A 22,564-nucleotide genomic window follows, 5' to 3' on the forward strand; every position below is an offset into this window, starting at 1 on the left:
ACCCGCCGGTCAGCGGATCGCGCGTCGAGTGAAGGCCCTCAACGGCCGTCTGAAGAGTAAGGAGTTCCGTGGACAAGCCATACAGCGGGTACACCGTCATCAACGACGAGATCGAGGGCTTCACTCCCGAGGTGATCGTTGTCGGCGGCGGATCAGCCGGTGCTGCCGCGACCCGGCGCCTCATCGATCGCGGCGTCAAAGTCTTGCTACTGGAGGCGGGGGCGGCGGACGTCAACCCGGCAATTCACGATCCGGGTCGACTCTTCGAGCTGTGGAACTCGCCAGAGGACTGGGCGTACCACACCGTGCGGCAACGCCATGCGGCCGGGCGCCGCTTGTTCTGGCCGCGCGGGCGAGTGCTCGGCGGCTCGAGCGCCTTGAACGGGATGATCTGGGTGCGTGGCGCCCCCGCCGACTACGACACATGGGCCTACCTCGGCGCGGACGGCTGGTCCTGGAACGACGTGAAACCGGTCTTCGAACGCATCGAACGGCGCACCCCACAGGACGGCGGCATCGTCACCATCCATTCCTCCTACGATCTCGACCCGATACACAAGGCCATTGTCGCCGCCGCCCAGGAATGCGGGATCTCGTTCAATCCCGATTACAACGGCGAGACCCAGGACGGCATCTCAGCCATCCAGTACAGCATCGCCGATGGGGTGCGCAACAGCGTCGCGGCCGCATATCTTCACCCTATCTCCGCGCACCCTAACCTTCGGGTCGTCCTGCACGCACGAGCGCGGCGGCTTCTGCTCGAGCGCGGCCGGTGCATCGGCGTTGAATGGATACGAGACGGGCGGCTGGAAAGCGCTTTCGCCACCGAGGTCGTCGTGTCCGGCGGTGCGATCGGGTCGCCGCAACTCCTGATGCTCTCAGGTATAGGGCCGGCGGAGCATCTACGCGACCAGGGAATCAACGTCGTCGCCGATCTGCCGGGCGTCGGAGAGAATCTGCAGGACCATCTTCTGTCGTCAGTGATCTTCAGCGCTGAACGCGAGATCGGACCTCCGTCCCGCGGGCTCTCGGCCTCCCAGACTCATCTCTTCTGGAGATCGCGTCCTGGCCTGCCTGTGCCCGACATGCAACCCATTCACTTCGCACTGCCGCTTTACGACGAGAACATGACCGGACCGGCCAACGGCTTCACGCTGATGGCAGGTATGATCCGCCCTCAAAGCCGCGGCGCGATCCGGCTCACCGGGCCGTCACCGGAGGATGAGCTCGAGATCGACCCCAATGTGCTGGCCTGCGAGGCCGATGTGGAAAGCCTCGTTTCGGCGGTGGAACTCTGCCGGCGGATCGGAGCCGCTACGCCGCTGAAAGAATGGGGAGCAGTCGAAAGGTATCCCGGGCCTACGGCGATGAGCCGGGACGACCTGCGCCGCTACGTACGCGAGACCGTCGTCACATATCATCACCAGTCCGGCACCTGCAAAATGGGTCGCGACGCGCTGTCGGTGGTCGATCCGGAATTACGCGTGCACGGTGTCGCCGGACTTCGGGTCGCCGATGCATCGATCATTCCCATAGTGCCGACCGGAAACATCAATGCGCCATCGATCATGATCGGTGAGCGAGTCGCTGAATTCATCTCCGGTCCGACGCTACATCCATAGCACGGATACATGAGTGGCGTGATCCACGGGAGTAACTACTCCGGAGGAATCAACTGCCGGTGCCGGTTCAAGCCGTGTCGGCCGGTACCGGCATCACCCTCTTGTAGCAACAGGAACGGCACCGGCGACATACCATTTCCAACCTCGAGAAAAAGTTCGCCATGATTCTCGGCCTTCACGCTTACGCTGGCAGGTCGTGAACGAACCCGGCGGCAACCCTTTGCCAGAGCTGCCCGCTCGGCACAGGCGACGAAGTCCCGGCCACGGCCACTTCCCGGATCCGGTGGAATCAGTGGCGTTATATGCTCATAGCCGTCGCGCCAAGGTCCCCCTCGCACTGCGCATAGACCCGAGCCGGCCCGCAGACCTGCCACGGCACGGACCGATCATCGGCGGCCCCTCCGCCCGGCAAGGGCTTCGAGTCGCGGAACGAGCGCGGCCGGGGTCGGCAGTTGCGCGTTGTTCGCAGAAATCCTTTCGGCGCCTTCCCGGAGTCCGCGGTCGGTCAGCAGCCGATGGATCAGTGGCTCGTCGATCTGCGGAACCGAGCCTGCGCTGACCGCGAAGCCGTGCTCACGGCCGACTCGCGCGTTCCAGAACTGGTCACCGAAGTGGGGCACGATCAGCTGTGGCACTCCAGCGACGACGCCGGCCATAAGAGTTCCGGCGCCGCCGTGATGAATGACGGCGTCGCTGCGGTGCAGCACGTCGGTCAGCGGCGCCCACGGGATCAGCCGTACGTTGTCGGGCAGGTCCTGCAGGCCGTTGGCCTCCGCCCCCGCGGCCAGCAGGAACTCGGCGTCGTAGCGGCCGAGCACCGGGAGCAGGACGGCGAGCTCGGCGTTCCGGATCTCGGCGCTCAGCACCGTGCCGAAGCTGATCAGGACCCGCGGCCGGGCCGATCGCACGGTCAGTTCGGGTGGCAGCATCGCCGAGCCGTGTGCCGATACATACCGCGTCGAGAAGCTGCGGGCATCCTCCTCGCGCAGCCGCGGCGGACCGATCTCGATGCTGACGGCGGGCCTGGGACCGGCCACACCGTACAGTCCATAAAGGTCGCGGAGGTGTTCGGCGAGCAACCGGGCCATCGTTCGGCCGCTGACGATTCCGGTCTGATGTTCCACCGCCGGGATCGCGGTGATCGCGGAGATCAGGGGTATCGCTGCCTGGAAGGGGTCGTAGAGCAGCAGATCAGGTCCCCAGTCGCGGGTGAGCGCGAACAGCCGGGGAAGAGTGCGCCGGCTGAGTTCCCCGTTGGCCAGCGACGGGAGCCGGAAGATTGCCTCTTTGGTCTCTCCCGGATAGCCGAACCGGTGCCCCGGAGCATGCTTCTCGTACATCTCCGCCAGCTCGGTCCGGTCGCCCACGTCCACGGCCGAGAGGCCGAGTTGAAGGTACGGGGAGAGCTGCCCGCCGTAGGCAGCGATGAGAACATCGTGACCGGCGGCGCGCAACGCCTGCAAGGTCGGTAGGACCGGGAGCAGGTGCCCGGCCGACGGCGGAGCCGAAAACAATACCTTCATGTCCTCATATACGCCTCCGGCCAAGCCGGGTTCCCTTGACTGCACGGCAATTTCGACGGCCTTGAGATGCTCTCGATGGTCAGGCGTTCTGCAGGGAGTCCTGGACTCTTTTCCGGAGCAGGTCCTTGCGAACCTTGCCCGCGGAGTTGCGCGGTAGGCGGTCGATCACGAGCAGGTGGGTTGGCTGATATAAGTCCGTCATTCCGCGCGCGCTCAGAAAGGCACGCAGATCAGCCAGCGCCGGCGGGGCGCCACGCGGCACCACGACGGCGCTGCCGGATTCTGCGCCGGACTCGTCCACGTAGCCGACCACGGCCACATCAGCGACTGCGGGGTGCCGCAGTAACTCGCTCTCCACGTCGTTGACCGGAATCATGAAGATCCCGCCTATCCGGTCGGCAGCGCGGCCCACGATGCGGATGCCGTCCCGGCCGTCGGGGATCGCCAGGTCGCCCGTGTCGTACCAGCCGTTGTCGTGGGCCGCGAGCACGTTCAAGGTTCCGCTGTCACGTCCGAGGGTGGCCAGGGCGACTCCGGCCCCGCGTACGTGGAGCTCGGCCGGGTGCTCGCGGGTCACCTCGTGGTCGGCCCGAAGCTGGATCTCCAATCCGGGGCCGGGTGAGCCGTCGCTGCGAGTGGCCCAATCCGGGGGGTCGTCCGCTCGTGTCCAGGTTTGTGCGGCCAGCTCGGTCATGCCCCAGCTCGCGCGCAGAAAAGTGCCGAGCACTTCCCGGACCTGGTCCACCAACGGCTGCGGAATGGCTGTGGCGCCGGCCAGCGCCATTCGCAACCGCAGCGGCATCGTCGGCGGGGTCATGACAAGGTCGCGGAAGAAGACCGGCGCACCGAACATCATCGTGACACCGGCCTCCGCCAACAGACGCGCACCGGTCGAGGCATCCCAGCGGTCCAGCAGCACCGTCGTCGCACCCGAGAGCAAAGTCATGGTGATGTCGGCCTTGAACCCGGCGAGGTGCGTGATGGCGTGCGGTATGAACATCACGTCCTGCGGGCCCATCCTCTCCGCGTCGACGATGGGTTTGATCCCGGCGTGCAGCGTGTTCAGGCTGTGCATCGCAGCCTTCGGCCGCCCGGTGGTTCCTGAGGTGAAGAAGACCACGGCCAATCGATCCGGGTCTTCGTCGGCTTCTCCCAGCCCCATCGGATGCGTCATCTCCCAGGGCGTCCGCTCGAAGAAGTCGGTCAGGTCCAGATCGCCGGGATCGCGGGCGCCGAGGACGACCCGATGCCGCAGCGCCGGCAGCGCCGGAGCGACACTGGCCAGCGCCGCGGCCAGGTCGTAGCCGTCCCAGTCCTGGATGGTCACGCAGACAACCGCTCCCAGGCGGTCGAGCATCCGGGACAACTCCCGTGGCCGGATCGTCGGCATGACCGGTGCGAGAACCGCTTTGACTCTCGCGCATGCCACCATCAATACGCTGGCCTGCCACAGGTTCGGTAGCTGGACGGCGACGACATCGCCGGGACGCACTCCCAACTCGTGAAGCGCGGCCGCGAAACGCTCCACCTTGGCGGCGTACTGCTCGTACGACATCCGCACTGTCTGAACGCCGTCGTTGTACTGGACGATCGCGATGCCATCGGGACGTACCCGCCGCCACCGTTCGAGGTCGGAGACGGGGCCGGTGGAGCGCCACAGTCCAGCGGCGTGATACCGGTCGACGAGTGCCTGGGGGGCGCGGAAGTCACCAAGATTCTCCCTCATACAGGGCCTCACGACCGGGGGCCGCCGATGTTCACGGATGTGTGAATGCTGACCCCGCCGATCAGGACAGCTGGACCTCCTCGGCGATCAACTCGAACGAGCGCGACCGATCCTGGAAGTCACTGATCATCGCGGTGAGCATCAGCTCGTCGGCTGCGGTGCGTTTCTGCAACTCCTCGAGGCGTTCGCGGACCACGGACGGTGATCCGACCACGGCGTCGTCCAGCGAGCCGTTTACGAATCTCTTCTCGTCCGCGGTGTAGTCGTAGTTTTCGGCGGCCTCCGCCGTGGGGATCGTCGTGATGTCGCCTCGGCTGAGGAAGAGCCGGCCCAAAGCTCCAGGCCGGGCGATCCGCAGCGCCGCCTGCTCGGTGTCGGCGCACACCGCCGTCACCGAGACCATGACGTACGGCTTGCTCAGCGCGACGGACGGCCGGAATGTGCTGCGGTACTGATCGATCGCTGCCGTTGCCTGAGCTGCGTTGATGTGCAGCGCGGCGACGAAGGGCAGGCCGAAGGACGCGGCAATTTGCGCGCCGGTCGCACCGGAGCCCAGCATCCACACCGGGACGCCAGATGCCGGAGGCATGGCGAAGACCCGGGCCTGCGCGTACGGGTGATCCGCGGGAAAGCCCCGCCCGAGGAAACCCAACAGGTCCGACACGCGCCGGCTGAACGCCTCCGGGCTGTCGTCGGGGCTGCGTTCGAGTGCCTGCGCCATGGCCGGCAGGGTTCCTGAGGCTCGTCCGACGCCCAGGTCGACACGTCCGGTGAGGAATGCGTCCAGGACGCCGAACTGCTCGGCCACCACTAGAGGCGCGTGGTTGGTCAGCATGACGCCACCGGAGCCGAGCCGGATCCTGCTCGTGCGGTGGCCGAGGTGGGACAGGAGCACAGCGGGCGACGAAGTGGCGGAGGCGGGGAAACTGTGGTGCTCGGCCACCCAGTAACGGTGGTATCCCCAGCGGTCGGCCGATTCCGCGAGGGCCGCGGTCTCGCGAAGCGCGTCGGCCGGCTTGGCCCCGTCACCGACGACGGCCAAATCCAGGATGGACAGAGAAAGCGGTGTATTGACCATGGGACTCGTCATGGCTGTCCTGTGATCATTGCTTGCATCTGATGCTCCTCGGTGGCGATGGGGACTGCGGTCGGGTTCAGGGCACCTGGCCGTCGTGGGCGAGGTTGTCGACGACGGCGCGCAGAGACCCCCGGTATACGGGGCCGTGGCCCGGGACGAGGGTGTCCGCCGGTAGCGCGCCCAGGATCGGCAGGCTGGCGGTAGCCTGGGCGCCGTTCTCGGTGAAGACGTCCGGCAGCAGGCGTGGGCGTGACGGTCCGGTGAGCAGGGGGTGGTCGGTGACGAGCGCGTCGCCGCTGAACACGATCCCGGCCGACGGCATCAGGTAGGCGGTGTGCCCGCTGGTGTGACCGGGGGTGACGACGGGCACGAGGCGCCCCGGGACGTCGAGGGGAACTCGCTCGGGGACCGGTGCCGCTTGCGGGATCGCCATGGCCACGTGCGGGAGCACAGCCCGCAGTGTCTGGGCGACCCAGACAGCGCCGGCCCATCGGCGGCACTGACCGAGCATCTGGACCGGGGAGATCTGTTCCAAGTAGTCGCGATGAGCGTGGCGGGCCTCCTGCTCGCCGGTCAGCACGGGCACCTGGTGCTGCTTGAGCAAGGTGGGGATGCCGCCCATGTGGTCGAGATGTGCATGGGTGAGCACGACGGCGCGCACGTCCTGCGGGCGACGGCCGATGCCGGCGAGTGAGGCGATCAAGGCCGCTCCGTCGTTGGGATAGCCGGCGTCGACGACGGTGACCGCGGTCCCCTCGGTGATCAGGGCCCAGTTGACGTTGGTTCCGGTGACCAGATGGACGTCGTCGGAGACGGTGGTGATGCGCATTGCCCAGCCCTTCCGGCCGCCGATCAGCTGTCGAACTGGGCGAACAGGCTGTTGAGGCCCTCGGCCAGCAGCGGGTGCGTGAAGATGGCATCGGCCATGTCGCTCCAGGTGAGCCTACCGAGCATGGCGACCTGGATGATTGTCATGATCTCGCCGCCCTCGGCGCCGAGAACGGCGCAGCCGAGGATCCGTCCGTCGTCCGCGTCGATGACAGCCTTCATGAAGCCGCGCGTCTCCCCCGTCTCAATGGCCCGGGGCACCGCGCCCATCGACAGTTTGGCCACGCGGACCGCACGTCCCTGCTGCCGAGCCTCGCGTTCAGTCAGGCCGACGCGGCCCAACTGCGGGTCGATGAAGACGGTGTACGGGACGACACGGTCACGGATGCTCGCGTGCTCGTGCTTGACCAGGGCCGCGTGCAGCACGCGGTAGTCGTCGTAGGAGGCGTGGGTGAACGCGGGGCCGTTGCGCACATCGCCCATCGCGTAGACGCCCCTGACGGAGGTCTCCAGGTGTTCGTCGACCCGGATGTAGCCGTCGTCGTCGAGCTCGATACCGGCTGCCTCGGGGGTCAGCGCCTCCGTGTTCGGAATGCGGCCGCCGGCCGACAGCAGATGGGATCCCTCGACCTGCTGCTCACCGTCCTCGGTGCGTACGGTCAGCCGCACGCCTCCGGTCCCGGTCGGCTCCACCCGCACCGGCACCGCCGAGGTGAGGACGTCGATCCCCTCGTCCCGCAGCACCGCGGCCACCTCGTCGGCGACATCGTCGTCCTCCAGCATCAGCAGCCGCGCCCGACGCTGGACGATCGTCACCCGGCTGCCGAACCGGCGGAACATCTGGCCGAACTCCAGCCCGATGTAGCCACCGCCGATGATGACCAGATGCTCCGGCACCTCGGTCAGATCCAGGATCGACGTCGAATCGAGCACGGCCACGTCGCCGGTGCCGGGGATGTCCAGTGGCTTGGGCCGACCGCCCGCGTCGATGACCACAGTCGGGGCGCTGAGCTGCCTCGTACCGCCGCCGGTCAGGGCGATCTCGACCTTCCTGGGGCCGGTGAAGTGAGCCTCGCCGGCGATCACGTCCAGGTTGTCCGGCGTCAGCCGGCTCACGTAGTTCTCCCGGGCACCGCCCACGATGGCGTCCTTTCGCCGGCGCACGGCGGCCAGATCGACCGAGACCGTCCCTACGTGCACCCCGAACTCTGCCCCGCGGCGGCTCTGATATGCCAGGCGAGCGCTGGCAAGCATCGTCTTGGTCGGTGTGCAGCCCGTGTTCACACAGACACCGCCGAGGCTGTCACGCTCGACGAGCGCCACCCTCTTGCCCGCCTTCGCCAACTCGAGAGGCAGCAACCGGCCTCCCTGGCTGGTCCCGATCACGATTGCGTCGTACTGCTCTTCGACCATGGACTTTCTCCTGTCGTGGACGGCCGTGCGTTCGGTCATTGCGCGCGTTCTGGTCGCCGGGGTTCCACGGGCTTCGCTGAGGGCAGGCCGACATTTCCGCTGCGGCCCAGAGTGATCAGCTCGACAACCTGCGCGTGCGTCAGCTCGGAGGTCTTCACCTCGGCTGCCATACGGCCGAGGTAAAGCGCGGCGACGCGGTCGGAGACCGCGAACACGTCGTTCATGTTGTGCGAGATGAGTAGGACTCCGAGGCCGTTGTCAGCCAGGCGGCGCACCAACTCGAGGACCTGAGCGGTCTGTGATACGCCGAGGGCGGCCGTCGGCTCGTCGAGGACGACGAGCTTGGAGTTCCAGAGCACGGCCTTGGCGATCGCCACGGTCTGCCGTTGCCCGCCGGAGAGGCTGGCGACAAGCTGCCGCAACGACTTCACCGTCCGCACCGACAGCTTGGCCAGCGTCTCGCCGGCCAGCCGTTCCATCGTCGGCTCATCGAGGACGATGCCGCGCTTGCTTTCCCGGCCGAGAAACATGTTCTGGACGATGTCGAGGTTGTCGGCGAGCGCGAGGTCCTGGTAGACGACTTCGATACCCAGCGCGGCGGCGTCACGGGGACTGTGCACCGCCACTTTCCGACCGTCGAAGGTGATCGTGCCGGAGTCGATCGGATAGATGCCGCTGATGCATTTGACCAGGGTCGACTTACCGGCGCCGTTGTCACCGACGAGGGCCGTGACCTCACCGGCGTAGATGCTCAAGTCCACGTCGTGCAGAACCTCGACCGGGCCGAAAGCTTTGTTGATCCCTTTGAGCTCCAGCAGGGGTGTCGCGGCCATCAGGTTCTCCTTCGGTGTTCAGGGACCGGTCAGCGACTCGACGTGCCCGACCCCGAAGTAAAAGACCGCATGACCACCGTTGCCGGCCATCAGCCGGGCCAGCTCCTCACGGTCCTCGTACGACGCCGGAACGACGACCAGCGACTCGCCCCGGCGCAGTCCTTCGTCGAAGAGCTTGATGATCTCGGACTGATAGCCCCAGCTCTCGAAGAACTTCTGGACCCGCTGCCCGATCCCCCGCGGCTCCGGATCGAGGATGCGCAAGCCGTCGGCGCCGTGCAGAACCCCGACAACCTCCGTGGCGAGACCCAGAACGGGAAGACCCTCCATGACCGACACACAATGCGTGCCGCCAGGGAGCAGGCCCGCCACCGCCTGCACCGGGCGAAGGCCGAAGATCTTCACATTTTCGCGTGGCGCCGTCATGGCACAACACCTAACCGATAGAGGAGACATCAATGGCAGCCCTTCACCCCTAGACACGAGGCGAAGAAGGGATTGTTCGCGCAACCGTGGTGACGTCGATCACCAAGGCCGCGGATCGCCACCGCACACGGCACAGCGGCCGCCACCAGTGGGGTGACGGCCGCTGTGCGGACGAACTACGAGGAAGACGCCGGCGTCATCGCTCTTCACGGAACTCGGTGTGCCGGCGCAGAACAGCGTCGTACTTGCGGAGCTGGATCCGGTCGGGATCGTTACGACGGCTCTTTCGGGTCACATAGGTGTACCCGGTTCCGGCCGTACTGCGCAGCTTGACGATAGGGCGGAGGGCCTGGCGAGCCATGGTCTTTCCTTTCCGGGCATCGCAACGATGCACGCCCTGATAGAAGGAGCGCGACGGCGCGGAAATTCCTGAGCCTCAGCCGGACCGATCGCTACCACCCCCGTGAACCGGACCCGGGCGCGTCCCCAGGGCATTTACTGACGCGAGCCACCGGAGGTCATGGCCAAGCTCCGAGCATCCAACGAAACGGAGAGGCAGTAATGGAGCAGGACATGCGGGCCGGTGGCCACCTCTACACTCAGACGAACGAGGTCAAGAACTTCGTCATCCACTTCGCCCGTAACGCTGACGGCACGATCCACGAGGTGGAGCGGATCGCCACCGGCGGAGCCGGTTCGGGCGTATACAAGCCGATCAGCGGCCAGGAGAGCGCTCCGAACGCGTTCGAGGCCGCGGGCAGCGTCATCGTGTCGAAGGACAAGCGGTTCCTGTTCGCGACCAACGGCGGCGACAACTCGGTGTCGAGCTTCGCTGTCGGCGAGGACGGCAAGCTGACGCTGATCGACGTCAAGCGGACCGGCAACATCGTCGACGGCCGTAGCGGCACGGCGAAGTCACTGGCGTACGTGCCGGGCACGGGCACCCTTTACGTGCTGCATTCCTTCGGCCCGGACCACGTCCGGCTGATGACGGTCGACGCCAACGGCAAGCTCAAGGCCCGTCCCGAGGGTTACACGATCAACACCCCGGACAAGCAGCGCCGGGTGTCGACGATGGTCGTGCTCTCGCCGGACGAGAAGTACATCATCGTCGGCACCACTTTCGACCAGCCGGCCGCGGCCAACCCGGACGGCTCGCCGATCCTGTGGGCCGACCTGCCCGACGGCTCCAAGAAGTCGGTCGCGTCGAACGCCCCCGACCCCGACGGCCTGATCGTGTTCCCGGTGCAGCAGGACGGCTCGCTCGGCGAGGGCCTGTTTCAGGACGGTGGCGGCGGTTCGCCGTTCTACCCGGCCTTCCTGCACCACCGTTCCCAGCACTTCGTCATCGGCTACGCCGTGGCCGACGGCGTCGCGCTGGCCACCCTGGGCGAGGACGGCAAGATCGCCACCGGGCCGGTGGTGAAGATCGACACCAGCGCCGGCCTGCCGTCCGAGCTCTGCTGGGTCGCCGTCTCGCCCGACGACCAGTGGATCTTCGCCACCAACTTCGGCTACAGCAACATCAGCAGTTTCCGCATCGACGGTGACGTCATCTCGCTGGCGCACACCTCGGCCTGCCCTAAGGTGCCCGGCGACGGTCGCTTCCGCGCGCTCAACGGCACTGTCAGCAGCGGCCCGAGCGACAACTGGCTCAGCCCGGACGGCGGGTTCCTTTACCAGATCTACGCCAACGCGTCCAAGCTCGTCGGATACGCGGTGCAGCCCGACGGCACGCTGAGCGAGGTGACCAGCGCGCAGATCCCGTACAACAGCCCGCAGGGCCTCGCCGGGATCTGACGAGATGACCGACAACGGCTCCGGGCAGCCGCGCGTCGAGACGTGGTTGTCGTCGCTGATGCTGAGCCCCCGGGAGACCGAGAAGCTGGTGATCTATCAGGTCGCCGATCTGGCCCGCCGGCGCCGCGAGCGTGGCCTCAAGCTCAACTTCCCCGAGTCGATCGCTCTGATCACCGAGGCGCTGCTGGAGGCGGCCCGCGACGGTAAGTCGGTCGCCGAGGTGACCGAGTTGGGCAAGCAGGTGCTGGCGCGGGAGGACGTGCTGCCCGGGGTGCCCGAGATGGTCAACGTGGTCCAGGTCGAGGCGACCTTCCGGACGGGCACCCAGTTGGTGTCCGTGGCGAACCCGATTCCCTAGAAGGACGAAATGATTCCAGGCGAGTGGCTGCTGTCCGACGAGCCGATCGAGATCAACAGCGGCCGGCGCACCGCGCGCCTTTCCGTGCGCAACACCGGTGACCGGCCGATCCAGGTCGGCTCGCACTATCACTTCTTCGAAGTCAACCGGGCCCTGGGCTTCGACCGGGCGGCGGCGCTGGGAATGCGCCTGAACGTCCCGTCGGGCCAGTCGATCCGTTTCGAGCCGGGCGACGAACGTGACGTCGACCTGGTCGAGTTCGGCGGATCGGCCCGCGTTGTCGGGTTCAGCGGCCTGCTCGACGGGGCGGCGTCCAACCCGCGTTCGAGGGCCCGGGCCATCAAGCGGGCCCTCGAACGCGGCTTCACCGGCACGGAGGAACAGTCATGACGACGGTGTCGCGCAGGCAGTACGCCTCGCTGTACGGCCCCACGACCGGCGACCGGTTCCGGCTGGCCGACACCGAGTTGATCGCCCGGGTCGAGCGCAGCCTGATCCGGCCCGGCGAGGAGGCGATCTACGGTGGCGGCAAGTCGATCCGCGACGGCATGGCCCAGATTCCGGGCCTGCGCAACGCCGACGGCGCGCTGGATCTGGTCATCACGTCGGTGATCGTCATGGACGCGGTGATCGGGATCGTGAAGGCCGACATCGGCGTCAAGGACGGCCGGATCGTCGGGATCGGCCAGGCCGGCAACCCGTTCGTGCAGGACGGCGTCTCGGCCGACCTGCTCATCGGGCCCGGTACCGAGGTGATCTCCGGCGAGGGTCTGGTCGCGACGGCCGGCGCCATCGACACGCACATCCACTTTCTGACGCCGGCGCAGGTCCCGCATGCGCTGTCCAGCGGGACGACCACTCTGTTGGGGGGCGGGACCGGCCCGGCCGACGGCTCCAAGGGGACGACCTGCACGCCGGGTCCGTGGAACATGGCCCGAATGCTGGAGGCGACCGCGACCCTGCCGGTCAACGTCGGCTTCATGGGCAAGGGCAACAGCAGCCGTCCCGAAAGCATGCGGGAGCAGATCGAGGCGGGTGCCTTCGGGCTCAAGGTGCACGAGGACTGGGGCGCCACCCCGGCCGCCCTGGACTGTGCGCTGACCGTCGCCGACGAGTACGACGTCCAGGTGGCCCTGCATGCCGACACGCTCAACGAGGGCGGCTACCTGGGTGACACGCTCGACGCGATCGACGGCCGGGCGATCCACAGCTATCACACCGAAGGCGCGGGCGGGGGGCACGCACCGGACATGATGGCCATCGCGTCGCTGCCCAACGTGCTGCCGTCGTCGACCAACCCGACCCGGCCGTACACCACCGACACGACCGACAACCTGTTCTACATGACGATCGTGACGCACCACTTGAACCCGGACAATCCCGAGGACGTGGCGTTCGCCCAGTCCCGGATCCGCGCCGAGACCGAGGCCGCCGAGGACGTGCTGCACGACATGGGTGTGCTCAGCATGTACTCGTCGGACTCGCAGGCGATGGGCCGGGTCGGGGACACCGTGGCGACGTGCTGGCGGACCGCGGACAAGATGAAGCGGGTGACCGGCGCTCTCGAGGGCGAGACGGCCGGTGACGACAATCAGCGGATCCTGCGCTACCTGGCCAAGCTGACCATCAACCCGGCCCTCACGCACGGCATCGGGCACGTGGTCGGTTCCCTGGAGCCGGGCAAGCTGGCCGACATCGTGCTGTGGCCGACGAACACGTTCGGCGTCAAGCCGAAGTACGTGATCAAGGGTGGCATGGTGGCCTGGTCGGTGATGGGCGACGCCAACGCGTCCATCCCGACGCCGGAACCGGTGCTGCTGTCGCCGATGTTCGGCGGCCTGGGCAAGGCCGTGGGGCAGACCTCGGTCACCTTCGTCTCCCAGGCCGCGGCCGAGTCGAAAGTGATGGAGCGGCTCGGCGTGGACCGCCGGACCGAGGCGGTGCGTGGCTGCCGTACGGTCGGCAAGGCGCAGATGATCCGCAACAACCTCACGCCGGACATCAAGGTGGACAGCGAGACCTACCAGGTGACGGTGGACGGCCGTCCGGCGGTGGTGCCGGCCTCCAGCGAGGTGTCGATGTCCCAGCTCTACTACATCGTCTGATGCCCGCCCATCTGGCCGGCTTTCTGTCCGTGCTGCAATTGAGCGACTCCGCGTTCCCGAGCGGGCGCTACACACTGTCGTACGGCCTGGAGACCCTGGCGCAGTCGGGCCGGCTCACCATGCCGAGCGATCCGGCGGTCCTGACCGCGCTGTTGCGGGACTACCTGCGGCTTGCGGTCGGGCCGTCGGAGGGCGCCGGTCTGGCCTGCGCGCATCGCGCCACCAGCGGCCCGGACACGATCGACCTGGAACTGGCCGTCCGGGCCGATCAGCGGCTGACCGCGGTCAAGCTGTCGCGGGAGGCCAGGGAGACCTCGGCTCGTACGGGACGGGCCTTGTTGCGAGTGGCGACGACGGCTTTCGGCCCGGGGGCGCTCGGGCAGTACGCCCGGGAGGTCACCAAGAAACGGACGCCGGGCAATCACGCTGTGGTTCTGGGCGTGCTGAGCGCGTGCCTGGGCGTACCGCGGCTGGAGGCGGTGGCCGGGGAGCTGTTCGCCTTCGCCGCCAGCTGGATCGCCGCCGGGGTCCGGCTGGCCGTCACCGATCACGGCACCGCCCAGGCGGTGCTGCACAACGTGCGGGACGACCTGGACGCGGCCGCCCACGATGCCGTCGATCGGGATGTCCCCGACATCAGCAGCTGCACACCGCTGCTGGACATCATGGCGATGCAGCACGAGGAAACCGAGCTTCGGCTGTTCGCCAGCTGAAAGGAGAGACAGCTTCATGCAGGCCCATACACATCCGCACAGCCACGACCACGACCACGGGTTCGGCCAGGTTCGGGCGCCCGGAATCCCCCGCATCGGCATCGGCGGTCCGGTCGGCTCGGGTAAGACCGCGCTCATCGAGGCACTGGTACCGATGCTCATCGCGGCCGGCCACCGCCCGCTGGTCGTCACCAACGACATCTTCACCAGCGAAGATGCCAAGCATGTACGCCGTACGCTGGCCGGCGTCCTCGCCCCGGAACGGGTGGTCGGGGTCGAGACGGGCTCGTGCCCGCACACGGCAGTACGCGACGACCCGAGCATGAACCTCGACGCGGTCACCGAGCTCACCGACCGCTTCCCCGACGCCGACGTGGTGCTCGTCGAGTCCGGCGGCGACAACCTGACCCTGACGTTCAGCGCCGCGCTGGCCGACTATTTCATCTTCGTGATCGACGTGGCCCAGGGCGACAAGATCCCGCGCAAGCGTGGCCCGGGCGTGACGCACTCGGATCTGCTGGTCATCAACAAGGTGGATCTGGCCGATCTCGTACGCTCCGACCTGTCGGTGATGGACCGCGACGCAAGTGCGGTCCGCGAAGGCCGCCCGTTCGTCTTCACCAACTGCTTCACCGGCGACGGGCTCAGCGAGGTTGTCAGCCGCATCGCCGAGGTCATCGCCCGGCCCGCCCTGGCCGCCGGCCCGGCATGACCAGGCGGGACGACCGGGCCTGGTGCACCCCGGCCGCCCTGCCCCGCGAGGTGCTGGCCCTGAGCGCGGAGGTACGCGACGCGCTGGGGGTCGGCGCCGCCGGAAAACTGGGCGTGCTGGATGTGGAGCTGGCCCCGCGCGCGGGCAGCACCCGTGTCGTCCGGCAGTACCAGAAGTCCCCGCTGTACATCTACCGGCCGGTCTATCTGGATGCCGCGCGACCCGACATGGCATTCGTTTTCTTGCAGCAGCAAGGGGACGGCCTTGTGCAAGGCGACCGCTACCGGATAGACATCGACTGCGCACCTGGCTCGGCCGTCCACATCACGACTCAGGCCGCTACTAAGGTGTTCCGGGCTCGTGATGATTTCGCGACGCAACTGGTCAATCTGCGGGCCGGTTCCGGCACGATCCTGGAGTACCTGCCGGATCCGATCATCCCGTTCAGCGGATCTCGGCTTTTTCAGCGGACGACCGTCACGATGGCCGATGACGCCACGGTGATCCTCGGCGAGATCTTGCTGCCGGGCCGGGTGGCGCACGGCGAAGCGCACGCCTATGACCTGTTCTGGGCCGAAACCGAGGTCCGCGATCCCGGCGGGGCGCCGATCCTGGCCGACACCTTGCGGCTACGGCCGGGACAGGCCGACGACCCCCGGTCGCCGGGAGTGCTCGGCGGGTACGACGTTCTCGGCAGCCTCTACGTGATCGCGCCCGGCTCGACCGGGGACGAGTTGGTCGATCTGCTGCGGAAGGCGCTGGCCGGGGCACCGGACGTGCTTGCCGGGGTGACCGAGCTTCCCGCCGGCCGCGGCGCCGGGCTGCGGCTGCTCGGCCCTTCCTCGAAAGCCGTGCAAGCCGCCATGCGCCTGGGCTGGGACCGAATCCGGACCCATTTGCTCGGTTCGCCGACACCCGAGCTGCGCAAAGGCTAAGGGCAGCGTCGGCGTCTTCCCCGGGAACTCACCGACCTGTTCACGGCATTTCGGCCGCGGCGAAGTGCCGGGCGTGACGGTCACGCAGTGCGCGTAGCGCGTAGAACGAACGCGATTTGACGGTGCCCGCCGGTATGCTCAACGCCGCCGCGGTCTCACGGACGGTGTTGCCGCGCAGGTAGATGTGCTCGAGGACTTCGCGATGCTCCGGCGACAACTGCTGCAACGCCTCGTACACGACCATCGCACTGGTGACCTGCTCGGCAATGTCGCCCTTCGAGGGCAAGTCAGGCGGCTCCGTACGACTCTCCCGCGCACGCGCGTTTCTCGCCCTGACCTGGTCGGTGACGATGTTTCGAACGACGGTCAGCAGCCAGCCGCGCACGGACCGGCCGCCGCTGTGCAGGCAGCCGCCGTGCAGACTGCCCGAATGAAGCCAGGCCCGTACCAAAGCCTCTTGGACGGCGTCCTCGGCCGCCATCCGGTCGTGGGTCAGCTGGGTCGCGTACGCCAGCATGACCGTGCCGTGCTCTCTTGACAGCGACTTGATCAACACTGCCTCTGCGGTCTCCGAACGCCGCCGGCTCCTCAGTATCGCCATCCCGCCCCGTCTTCGGTATCGCAGCGACAGCGTTGTCGCCTCAGCCCGCCCCTGTCCGTTAACACGCCAGCCAGGTGGCCGAGTTCAGAACGGTGAGGTGCCTGACGGAGGTGCCGCTCCCCTGATGTGAGCCGATCTACTTTGCTGAACGAAGTCGCCAACGCGACGTAGCCAGTTTTGGGAGTACGGCGGCGAACCGATCGCCCGGGACCGGTTCGGATACGACGGTGGAAGGGTGACAGGAATGGAGCGGATCGGCCCGGACGGACCGGCAGTTTTCCCTTTGGCTCTCAGCGGCAACAGATTCGGCTGGACCAGCGATGAGAACGTCGCTGTGAAGATCCTCGACGAGTACGTAGCGGCGGGCGGCAACTTCATCGACACCGCGGACGGCTATTCGGCCTGGGCTCCTGGAAACCTCGGAGGTGAATCGGAGTCCATCATCGGCCGCTGGGTCGCGGCCAGGAGGAACCGGGATCGTGTTGTTCTGGCCACGAAGGTCGGCACGCATCCGCGACACCCGGGATTGGCGCCGTCCGGCATCCGCGCGGCGGCGGACGCGTCCCTCGCCCGCCTGCAGACCGACCGCATCGACATCTATCACGCCCACTCCGACGATCCGAGAGTGCCGATCGAGGAGATCGCGGCCGCCTTCGACGCCCTGGTCAAGGCAGGAAAGGTACGTCTGGTCGGAGCGTCGCAGTTCCGCGCCGAACGGATCCGCGAGTGGATCCGGGTCGCACGCGACAACGGCTTCACAGCGCCGACGGTCATGCAGCCGCGGTACAGCCTGGTGCGACGGGACGCCGACGAACAAGACCTCGTCGACCTCGCCGCGGACGAAAAGCTCGCCGTCGTTCCGTACTTCACGTCGAGCAGCGGATTCCTGCTGGGTCATTACCGCCCGGCCCCGGCCGCCGACGTGGTCCCCCGGCCGCCTCGTGCCGGGGCTTACTTCTCGCACAACGGTCTGTGGGCGTTCGACACCCTCGAGACCATTGCCATGGCTCGTGGCGTGCGGCCGGCGACAGTGGCGCTGGCCTGGGTGAAAACCAGGCCGGGAGTCGTAGCGCCGATCATCAGTCCGCGCACTCCCGAACACTTGGCCGGCCTGGTCGAGGCGATCTCGTTCCGGCTCGAGGACAAGGAACGGGCGGCCCTGGACGAGATCTCGACTCAGGTGCTCGACTGATCACGTTCAGGATCGGTCCGGGCGCGCATCCGTCCAGCCGGCCGTCTTACCGTCTCCTGCAGAATGGTGAGTAATCAGTCGATCCATCGCGTCCCTGTTTGGCGCCGGCGCAGCCGGAAACATTGATGTCATGTCTTTTTGGAGCAAGCTCAAGCGCAAGCGTGACGAACAGCTCGAGCGGACACGCCAGGAGGCGTACCTCAAAGCGACCGCGCGAGGCGCCACCCCGGAAGAGGCCCGCAAAGCTGCCGATCGCGCTGCACGAAGCGGAACCAACTCGGCGATCAACGGCGCGATCAACAGCTGACAGACCACTCAGATCTTCGGGTGCTCGAGGCCGCCGGCATCGACGTCAGCCATGGCCTCGAACGCCCCTCTCAGCCGGTTCAGGCTTATCCCCTCCAAGTTGGCCAAGACGGTGCGCCGCAGGCAGGACGTCTGCGCGGCGTGGCCGGCCCGAACCACCTCGACACCATCGTCGGTCAGACTGACCAGGACCCCCCGGCGGTCCTCGACCGAATTTTCGCGGCCCACCAGTCCCTGCCGAAACAACCGATCGACCAACCGCGATACGCCGCTCAGAGACAGCGACCCAGCGGCCGCGAGATCCGTGACGCGGCAGGTCCGGGCCGGGGATGCGGCCAGGACGCTGAGAACGTTGTACTCGTTCAGACTCAGATTGGTCGAACGCACGAGTTCGGCGTCCAACGCCCGGGGCAGGCTCACCAGGGCTCGGGCGAACGCCTGGCACGCGGCCTCCTCATCGGGCAAGGAGTGCCCGTCGACCAGCTCCATGAACTTCTCCTCAACCTCGGCCGGCTCGATCCGGCCAAATTAACCGCGGCGACTATTGCTGTCATATCTATCGCTCTACTATCCGGGTTGCACGGGAGGGAGTAGTAAGTCACATTAAAACGACATCATGAGTACCGATCATTCATTTTCTGAATGACGGCGATAGATAGAGCGACGGTCGCATGTGGCTCACGTCATGATGTCGGTTCGGAAGAACGTGAGCCGCCATGTCGGCACGGGGTGATCCTTCGCACCTGATGAACTCGGCAGTCCGCCCGGCGTATCCCTGATCGTGACCAGCTCAGTACTAATGTCCGAAAGCCGCAACCGGACGAGCCGCTTCCTTGTCCTGATGTGGATAGCCGTGGCCGTCGACGCGGTCGCCAACCTCGTCCCACTCCCCCTGACTGGCAGCCTCGTGACGGCGGTCAGCGTGCTCGCTGAACTGACCTTCGCACTGGTGCACGGCGCCGTGGCGTACCGCTGGCGGGGGACCTTGATCTTTCTCGGCCTGGCTCTGGTTGTCAGCAACGTCATCGAGGACATCGGCGTGCTGACCGGAGTTCCTTTCGGTCATTACCACTACACCGATGTTCTCGGCCCGAAGGTGTTCGAGGTTCCTCTGCTGATCGGGCCTGCATACTTCGCCGTCGGGTACATGGCGTGGACGATCGCCACGATCCTGCTCCGCCCCGTGCACCGGCACAGCGAGTGGCCGGCGGTACTCGGCACACCCGCGGTCGCCTCGTTCGTCATGGTCGCCTGGGACCTGGCCCTCGACCCGTCCTCGGCGACCCTGCGCGGACGCTGGATCTGGGAGCACGGCGGCGGTTACTTCGGCGTGCCGCTCACGAACTTCCTCGGCTGGAGCCTGACGGTCTACATCATCTACCAGCTCTTCGCCCTGTACCTGCACAGGTGGGGACCCACCGCGGACACGCTCGAGTCGCTGCCACGTCGCTACTGGGCCGTGCCCGTGGTGGCCTACGTCGTCGTGGCCGGCGACTACGTCGTCACCTGGCTCAGTGGCGGCCATGACGGTGTGCCGGCGCGGGTGACCGACGCGACCGGCCACCTGTGGCGGGCTGCCGACGTCTACGCGAGCTCAGCCTTGATCGCCGTGTATGGCATGGTCTTCCTGGCCCTGCTCGCCGGGCTGCGTCTAACCGTCCGGCGGCCTTCTCACCTACGCCGGCAAGCGATCAATTCTCGAACCAAGCCTCGGGCGATGCCGGGGAATTGATGGTCAGTTCGGTCAACTTCCCGAGAGTGTTCATCCACAACGCGAGGCCGACAAGATGATCAGTCGTCGCCAGGTCGGTGCCGTAGTACTCGCACATATCGTGGACAATGCATACGTTCGCCCGTACCAGCCCGGCCTCGTACCTCAATAATTCATCGACGGGCAGCAGACCCGCTTCGAAGACGTCGATCGGCCGCTTGCGCGCCTGGAGTCGCAGCTGCCGGAGACGGTCACCCAAGGCTTCCTCCGGCGGCAATCGCCCACTCACCACGTCACGCCCCTCCATCGAAGTCTCGGCCGAGCCAGGTGGAACAGCTCGCCCGGATGGTCGCTCAGGGCAAGCCCTCGCCTACCTTCACGTCACGACCGACCCCGTGTTCACGGCACCGACAGAATTCTCCGCCGGTCGGCCGGAACGCCGCAATGCCATGACGCGTTCGGGTGAGTTGTTGCACACCCGAAGACCGACGGCAACCGGAACGTTCATGCCGATCAGGCGTATGACCTGTTGAGAGGGGCGTTCGTCGAGGATCGGAGATGTGGTGAGTCCATCCGCTGGGCCCAGACTGCTGTCAGTCAACGTGGGTCTGCCCAAGGACGTGCTGTGGCAGGGCCGGACGGTATTCACCGGGATATTCAAGACCCCGGTCGACGGCCCACGGTTGGTGCGCCGGCTCAATGTCGACGGCGACGGCCAGGGTGACCGGGACGGCCACGGGGGCGAGCAACGCGCGGTACTCGTCTATCAACGCGAATCCCTTGAGCACTGGCGGCGGTTCCTGGGTCGCGACAGCTACGAGTACGGCCAGTTCGGCGAGAACTTCACCGTCGAGGGTCTGCCCGACGACGAGGTCTGCATCGGCGACCGCTACCGCATCGGTGAGGCGGAGTTCGAGGTCACTCAGCCCCGGGTCACCTGCTACCGCGTCGGCCTTCGTTTGGACGCTCCCGCCATGCCCGCCCTGCTGGTCGCCCATCGCCGTCCCGGTTTCTATCTGCGGGTGATCGTCGAAGGCCGAGTCCAGGCCGGTGATGAGATCATCCGGATCCGTCACGGCCGGCATGCCATGACCGTCGCCGAGATCGACGCGCTGCTCTACCTCCCCGGCCGTGACATCGCCCGGCTCCGCGACGCCGTCGACATTCCCGCGCTCAGCCCTGGTTGGCAACAGTCCTTCCGCGACCTGTTGGCCGGCGGCGCCTCGCCACCCGTCGGCGTCGAACCCGGCTGGAAGGGATTTCGCCCGCTGACGGTCACCGGAATTCATCAGGAGAGCTCCACGGTCATCTCCGTCCGGCTGGCCGCCGCTGAGGGTGCCGCTCTTCCGGACGCGTTGCCCGGCCAATACGTGACGGTTCGTGTTGCCGGGGCTGCCGAACCGGCCCCGGTTCGGAGCTATTCCTTGTCCTCGGGCCCTAGCGAGACAACGTACCGGATCAGTGTCAAACGCGACGGCCTGGCCAGCACTCACCTCCACACCAAGCTCAGTGTCGGGGACGTGCTGGAAGTCGCGGCCCCCCGGGGCGACTTCGTGCTGGCCCCCGGCGCGGGGCCCCTGCTGCTCGTCTCGGCCGGTATCGGTGTCACCCCCGTGCTGGCCATGCTGCACCGGCTTGCCGCCGACCGTTCGCCGCGCGAGATCTGGTGGCTGCACGCCGCTCACGACGCCGACGAGCAAGCCTTCGCCGCCGAGGCCCATGACCTGCTGTCGTCGCTACCGAATGCCCATGAGCAGATCTTCCTGAGCGATTCCCGCCGGTTGACCGCCGACTGCCTGACCGGCCTCGGGCTGCCCCGCGACGCGACGGCGTACGTCTGTGGTCCCGAGGCTTTCATGGCCGACATCGGCCGAGCGCTGACCGATCACGGCGCCGACGTGCACACCGAGTTGTTCGGCGGCCGCGAGCGCCTCAACCCGGGCGTCGCCGGCGCTGCAGGCGCCCTGCCGCATCAGCCCGGCGGAGAGCCGGGACGCGGACCTCTGGTGACCTTCGCGCGCAGCGGTCTGGCCGTGCGCTGGCGTGACAACGAGACGTCGCTGCTGGAACTGGCCGAGGCGTCCGACGTTCCGACTCGCTGGTCGTGCCGCACTGGCGTCTGCCACAACTGCGTCACTCCCCTGCTGAGCGGGGAAGTCGAATACCGGCCGGAGCCGTTGGAGTCGCCGGCCGGAGGCGAGGTGCTGATCTGCTGCTCGCGCCCGGCCGGCGATGTGGTTCTCGACCTATGAAGCCGAAGCCGGGAAACCGCGCTCCTGCAGCGTCCAGCGGTTGCCGTCGGGATCCCGCAGGTCGGCGAAGCTGGCGTAGTCGCGCCGATCCGGATCGAGACCCGGGACGAAATCGCCCTGCCAGTCGACCGACTTCTTGTGGCGGATCGGTTCCACCGGCACACCGGCGGAGCTCCACCGCCGGTGAACCTGGGCGAGGTCGTCGACGACGAGGCTGAGCCCCTGGAGCGAGCCCGGTGACGCCGTCGTCAGGCCGACGCCGATCTGTATCGAGCAGGAGGAGCCGGGCGGGGTGAGCTGGACGACCCGGAACCGGTCGTTCGGACGGTAGTCGACGTCGAGGTGGAAGCCGAGGCCGTCCCGGTAGAACGCGAGGGAACGGTCGACGTCGCTGACCGGGACTACGACGACCTCGAGCCGGATGTCCATG

Annotated in this window: 24 protein-coding genes; 12 read left to right on the forward strand and 12 right to left on the reverse strand. The window is 67.2% G+C overall.

Features of this window, described 5'->3' with window-relative positions:
* Nucleotides 1-68: 68 nt before the first annotated feature.
* Nucleotides 69-1,622 (forward strand): GMC family oxidoreductase N-terminal domain-containing protein, encoded by a 1,554-nt coding sequence (locus tag AB0J66_RS38150; RefSeq protein ID WP_364671771.1) that lies wholly within the window; start codon nucleotides 69-71, stop codon nucleotides 1,620-1,622.
* 386 nt (nucleotides 1,623-2,008) lie between these two features.
* Here the strand turns inward: AB0J66_RS38150 and AB0J66_RS38155 are convergent, their stop codons facing one another.
* The 8 genes from AB0J66_RS38155 to rpmG all read right to left on the reverse strand — a co-directional run bounded on the left by AB0J66_RS38155 (nucleotide 2,009) and on the right by rpmG (nucleotide 9,810).
* Nucleotides 2,009-3,145: a glycosyltransferase gene (locus AB0J66_RS38155; protein WP_364671774.1), complete on the reverse strand. Its 1,137-nt coding sequence runs from the start codon at nucleotides 3,143-3,145 to the stop codon at nucleotides 2,009-2,011.
* A 79-nt stretch (nucleotides 3,146-3,224) separates the two neighbouring features.
* The gene (locus AB0J66_RS38160; RefSeq protein ID WP_364671776.1) at nucleotides 3,225-4,871 is read right to left on the reverse strand and encodes an AMP-binding protein; all 1,647 of its coding nucleotides are present in this window, start codon (nucleotides 4,869-4,871) and stop codon (nucleotides 3,225-3,227) included.
* A 61-nt stretch (nucleotides 4,872-4,932) separates the two neighbouring features.
* Nucleotides 4,933-5,961 carry an LLM class flavin-dependent oxidoreductase gene (locus tag AB0J66_RS38165; protein ID WP_364671779.1) on the reverse strand — a complete coding sequence of 343 codons (1,029 nt, stop codon included), beginning with the start codon at nucleotides 5,959-5,961 and terminating at the stop codon, nucleotides 4,933-4,935.
* A 64-nt stretch (nucleotides 5,962-6,025) separates the two neighbouring features.
* Complete coding sequence (locus tag AB0J66_RS38170; RefSeq protein ID WP_364671782.1) at nucleotides 6,026-6,778, reverse strand: MBL fold metallo-hydrolase; 753 nt, start codon at nucleotides 6,776-6,778, stop codon at nucleotides 6,026-6,028.
* 23 nt (nucleotides 6,779-6,801) lie between these two features.
* Entirely contained in the window at nucleotides 6,802-8,229 is a 1,428-nt protein-coding gene (locus AB0J66_RS38175) for a mercuric reductase (RefSeq protein ID WP_364671785.1), read from the reverse strand.
* Nucleotides 8,226-9,023, reverse strand: coding sequence for an ATP-binding cassette domain-containing protein (locus tag AB0J66_RS38180; protein WP_364671788.1), 798 nt, complete (start codon nucleotides 9,021-9,023; stop codon nucleotides 8,226-8,228). The genes AB0J66_RS38175 and AB0J66_RS38180 overlap by 4 nt, the downstream gene beginning before the upstream one ends.
* 18 nt (nucleotides 9,024-9,041) lie before the next feature.
* On the reverse strand, nucleotides 9,042-9,449 hold the full coding sequence (locus AB0J66_RS38185) for a hypothetical protein (RefSeq protein WP_364671791.1): 408 nt from the start codon (nucleotides 9,447-9,449) through the stop codon (nucleotides 9,042-9,044).
* A 196-nt stretch (nucleotides 9,450-9,645) separates the two neighbouring features.
* Nucleotides 9,646-9,810, reverse strand: coding sequence for a 50S ribosomal protein L33 (gene rpmG / locus AB0J66_RS38190; protein WP_364671793.1), 165 nt, complete (start codon nucleotides 9,808-9,810; stop codon nucleotides 9,646-9,648).
* A 200-nt stretch (nucleotides 9,811-10,010) separates the two neighbouring features.
* On the opposite strand from rpmG, the gene AB0J66_RS38195 reads away from it, so the two are divergent.
* The 7 genes from AB0J66_RS38195 to AB0J66_RS38225 are packed head-to-tail and all read left to right on the forward strand — an operon-like array spanning nucleotide 10,011 to nucleotide 16,072.
* Entirely contained in the window at nucleotides 10,011-11,249 is a 1,239-nt protein-coding gene (locus AB0J66_RS38195; protein ID WP_364671796.1) for a beta-propeller fold lactonase family protein, read from the forward strand.
* Between the two features lie 55 nt (nucleotides 11,250-11,304).
* Entirely contained in the window at nucleotides 11,305-11,607 is a 303-nt protein-coding gene (locus AB0J66_RS38200; RefSeq protein WP_364671974.1) for an urease subunit gamma, read from the forward strand.
* A gap of 9 nt (nucleotides 11,608-11,616) precedes the next feature.
* Nucleotides 11,617-11,997 (forward strand): urease subunit beta, encoded by a 381-nt coding sequence (locus AB0J66_RS38205; RefSeq protein WP_364671798.1) that lies wholly within the window; start codon nucleotides 11,617-11,619, stop codon nucleotides 11,995-11,997.
* Nucleotides 11,994-13,712 (forward strand): urease subunit alpha, encoded by a 1,719-nt coding sequence (ureC, locus tag AB0J66_RS38210; RefSeq protein ID WP_364671800.1) that lies wholly within the window; start codon nucleotides 11,994-11,996, stop codon nucleotides 13,710-13,712. Before AB0J66_RS38205 ends, ureC begins: the two co-directional genes overlap by 4 nt.
* Nucleotides 13,712-14,425, forward strand: a complete 714-nt coding sequence (locus AB0J66_RS38215) for an urease accessory UreF family protein (RefSeq protein WP_364671803.1) — start codon at nucleotides 13,712-13,714, stop codon at nucleotides 14,423-14,425. Before ureC ends, AB0J66_RS38215 begins: the two co-directional genes overlap by 1 nt.
* A gap of 16 nt (nucleotides 14,426-14,441) precedes the next feature.
* A complete protein-coding gene (gene ureG / locus AB0J66_RS38220) occupies nucleotides 14,442-15,137 on the forward strand; it encodes an urease accessory protein UreG (protein ID WP_364671806.1) in 696 nt (231 codons plus the stop codon).
* 50 nt (nucleotides 15,138-15,187) lie between these two features.
* On the forward strand, nucleotides 15,188-16,072 hold the full coding sequence (locus AB0J66_RS38225; RefSeq protein ID WP_364671808.1) for an urease accessory protein UreD: 885 nt from the start codon (nucleotides 15,188-15,190) through the stop codon (nucleotides 16,070-16,072).
* Nucleotides 16,073-16,112: 40 nt separating this feature from the next.
* On the opposite strand, the gene AB0J66_RS38230 is transcribed toward AB0J66_RS38225, so the two are convergent.
* Nucleotides 16,113-16,628: a sigma-70 family RNA polymerase sigma factor gene (locus AB0J66_RS38230; RefSeq protein WP_364671810.1), complete on the reverse strand. Its 516-nt coding sequence runs from the start codon at nucleotides 16,626-16,628 to the stop codon at nucleotides 16,113-16,115.
* Nucleotides 16,629-16,917: 289 nt separating this feature from the next.
* On the opposite strand from AB0J66_RS38230, the gene AB0J66_RS38235 reads away from it, so the two are divergent.
* Together AB0J66_RS38235 and AB0J66_RS38240 are read left to right on the forward strand one after the other, a co-directional pair.
* Nucleotides 16,918-17,865, forward strand: a complete 948-nt coding sequence (locus AB0J66_RS38235) for an aldo/keto reductase (protein ID WP_364671976.1) — start codon at nucleotides 16,918-16,920, stop codon at nucleotides 17,863-17,865.
* Nucleotides 17,866-17,995: 130 nt separating this feature from the next.
* Nucleotides 17,996-18,172 (forward strand): hypothetical protein, encoded by a 177-nt coding sequence (locus AB0J66_RS38240; protein WP_364671812.1) that lies wholly within the window; start codon nucleotides 17,996-17,998, stop codon nucleotides 18,170-18,172.
* Nucleotides 18,173-18,180: 8 nt separating this feature from the next.
* Here the strand turns inward: AB0J66_RS38240 and AB0J66_RS38245 are convergent, their stop codons facing one another.
* Nucleotides 18,181-18,660: a MarR family transcriptional regulator gene (locus AB0J66_RS38245; RefSeq protein ID WP_364671814.1), complete on the reverse strand. Its 480-nt coding sequence runs from the start codon at nucleotides 18,658-18,660 to the stop codon at nucleotides 18,181-18,183.
* A 352-nt stretch (nucleotides 18,661-19,012) separates the two neighbouring features.
* Between AB0J66_RS38245 and AB0J66_RS38250 the strand changes: the two genes are divergently transcribed.
* Nucleotides 19,013-19,903 (forward strand): carotenoid biosynthesis protein, encoded by an 891-nt coding sequence (locus AB0J66_RS38250; protein WP_364671816.1) that lies wholly within the window; start codon nucleotides 19,013-19,015, stop codon nucleotides 19,901-19,903.
* Here the strand turns inward: AB0J66_RS38250 and AB0J66_RS38255 are convergent.
* A complete protein-coding gene (locus tag AB0J66_RS38255) occupies nucleotides 19,863-20,189 on the reverse strand; it encodes a helix-turn-helix transcriptional regulator (RefSeq protein ID WP_364671818.1) in 327 nt (108 codons plus the stop codon). The genes AB0J66_RS38250 and AB0J66_RS38255 overlap by 41 nt on opposite strands.
* Nucleotides 20,190-20,568: 379 nt before the next feature.
* Between AB0J66_RS38255 and AB0J66_RS38260 the strand changes: the two genes are divergently transcribed.
* Nucleotides 20,569-22,134, forward strand: coding sequence for an MOSC and FAD-binding oxidoreductase domain-containing protein (locus AB0J66_RS38260; protein ID WP_364671978.1), 1,566 nt, complete (start codon nucleotides 20,569-20,571; stop codon nucleotides 22,132-22,134).
* Here AB0J66_RS38260 and AB0J66_RS38265 read toward each other — a convergent pair.
* On the reverse strand, nucleotides 22,129-22,563 hold the full coding sequence (locus tag AB0J66_RS38265; RefSeq protein WP_364671979.1) for a VOC family protein: 435 nt from the start codon (nucleotides 22,561-22,563) through the stop codon (nucleotides 22,129-22,131). The genes AB0J66_RS38260 and AB0J66_RS38265 overlap by 6 nt on opposite strands.
* Nucleotide 22,564: the final 1 nt, after the last annotated feature.

The sequence above is a fragment of the Actinoplanes sp. NPDC049598 genome (assembly GCF_040675435.1).
Taxonomy (GTDB): domain Bacteria; phylum Actinomycetota; class Actinomycetes; order Mycobacteriales; family Micromonosporaceae; genus Actinoplanes.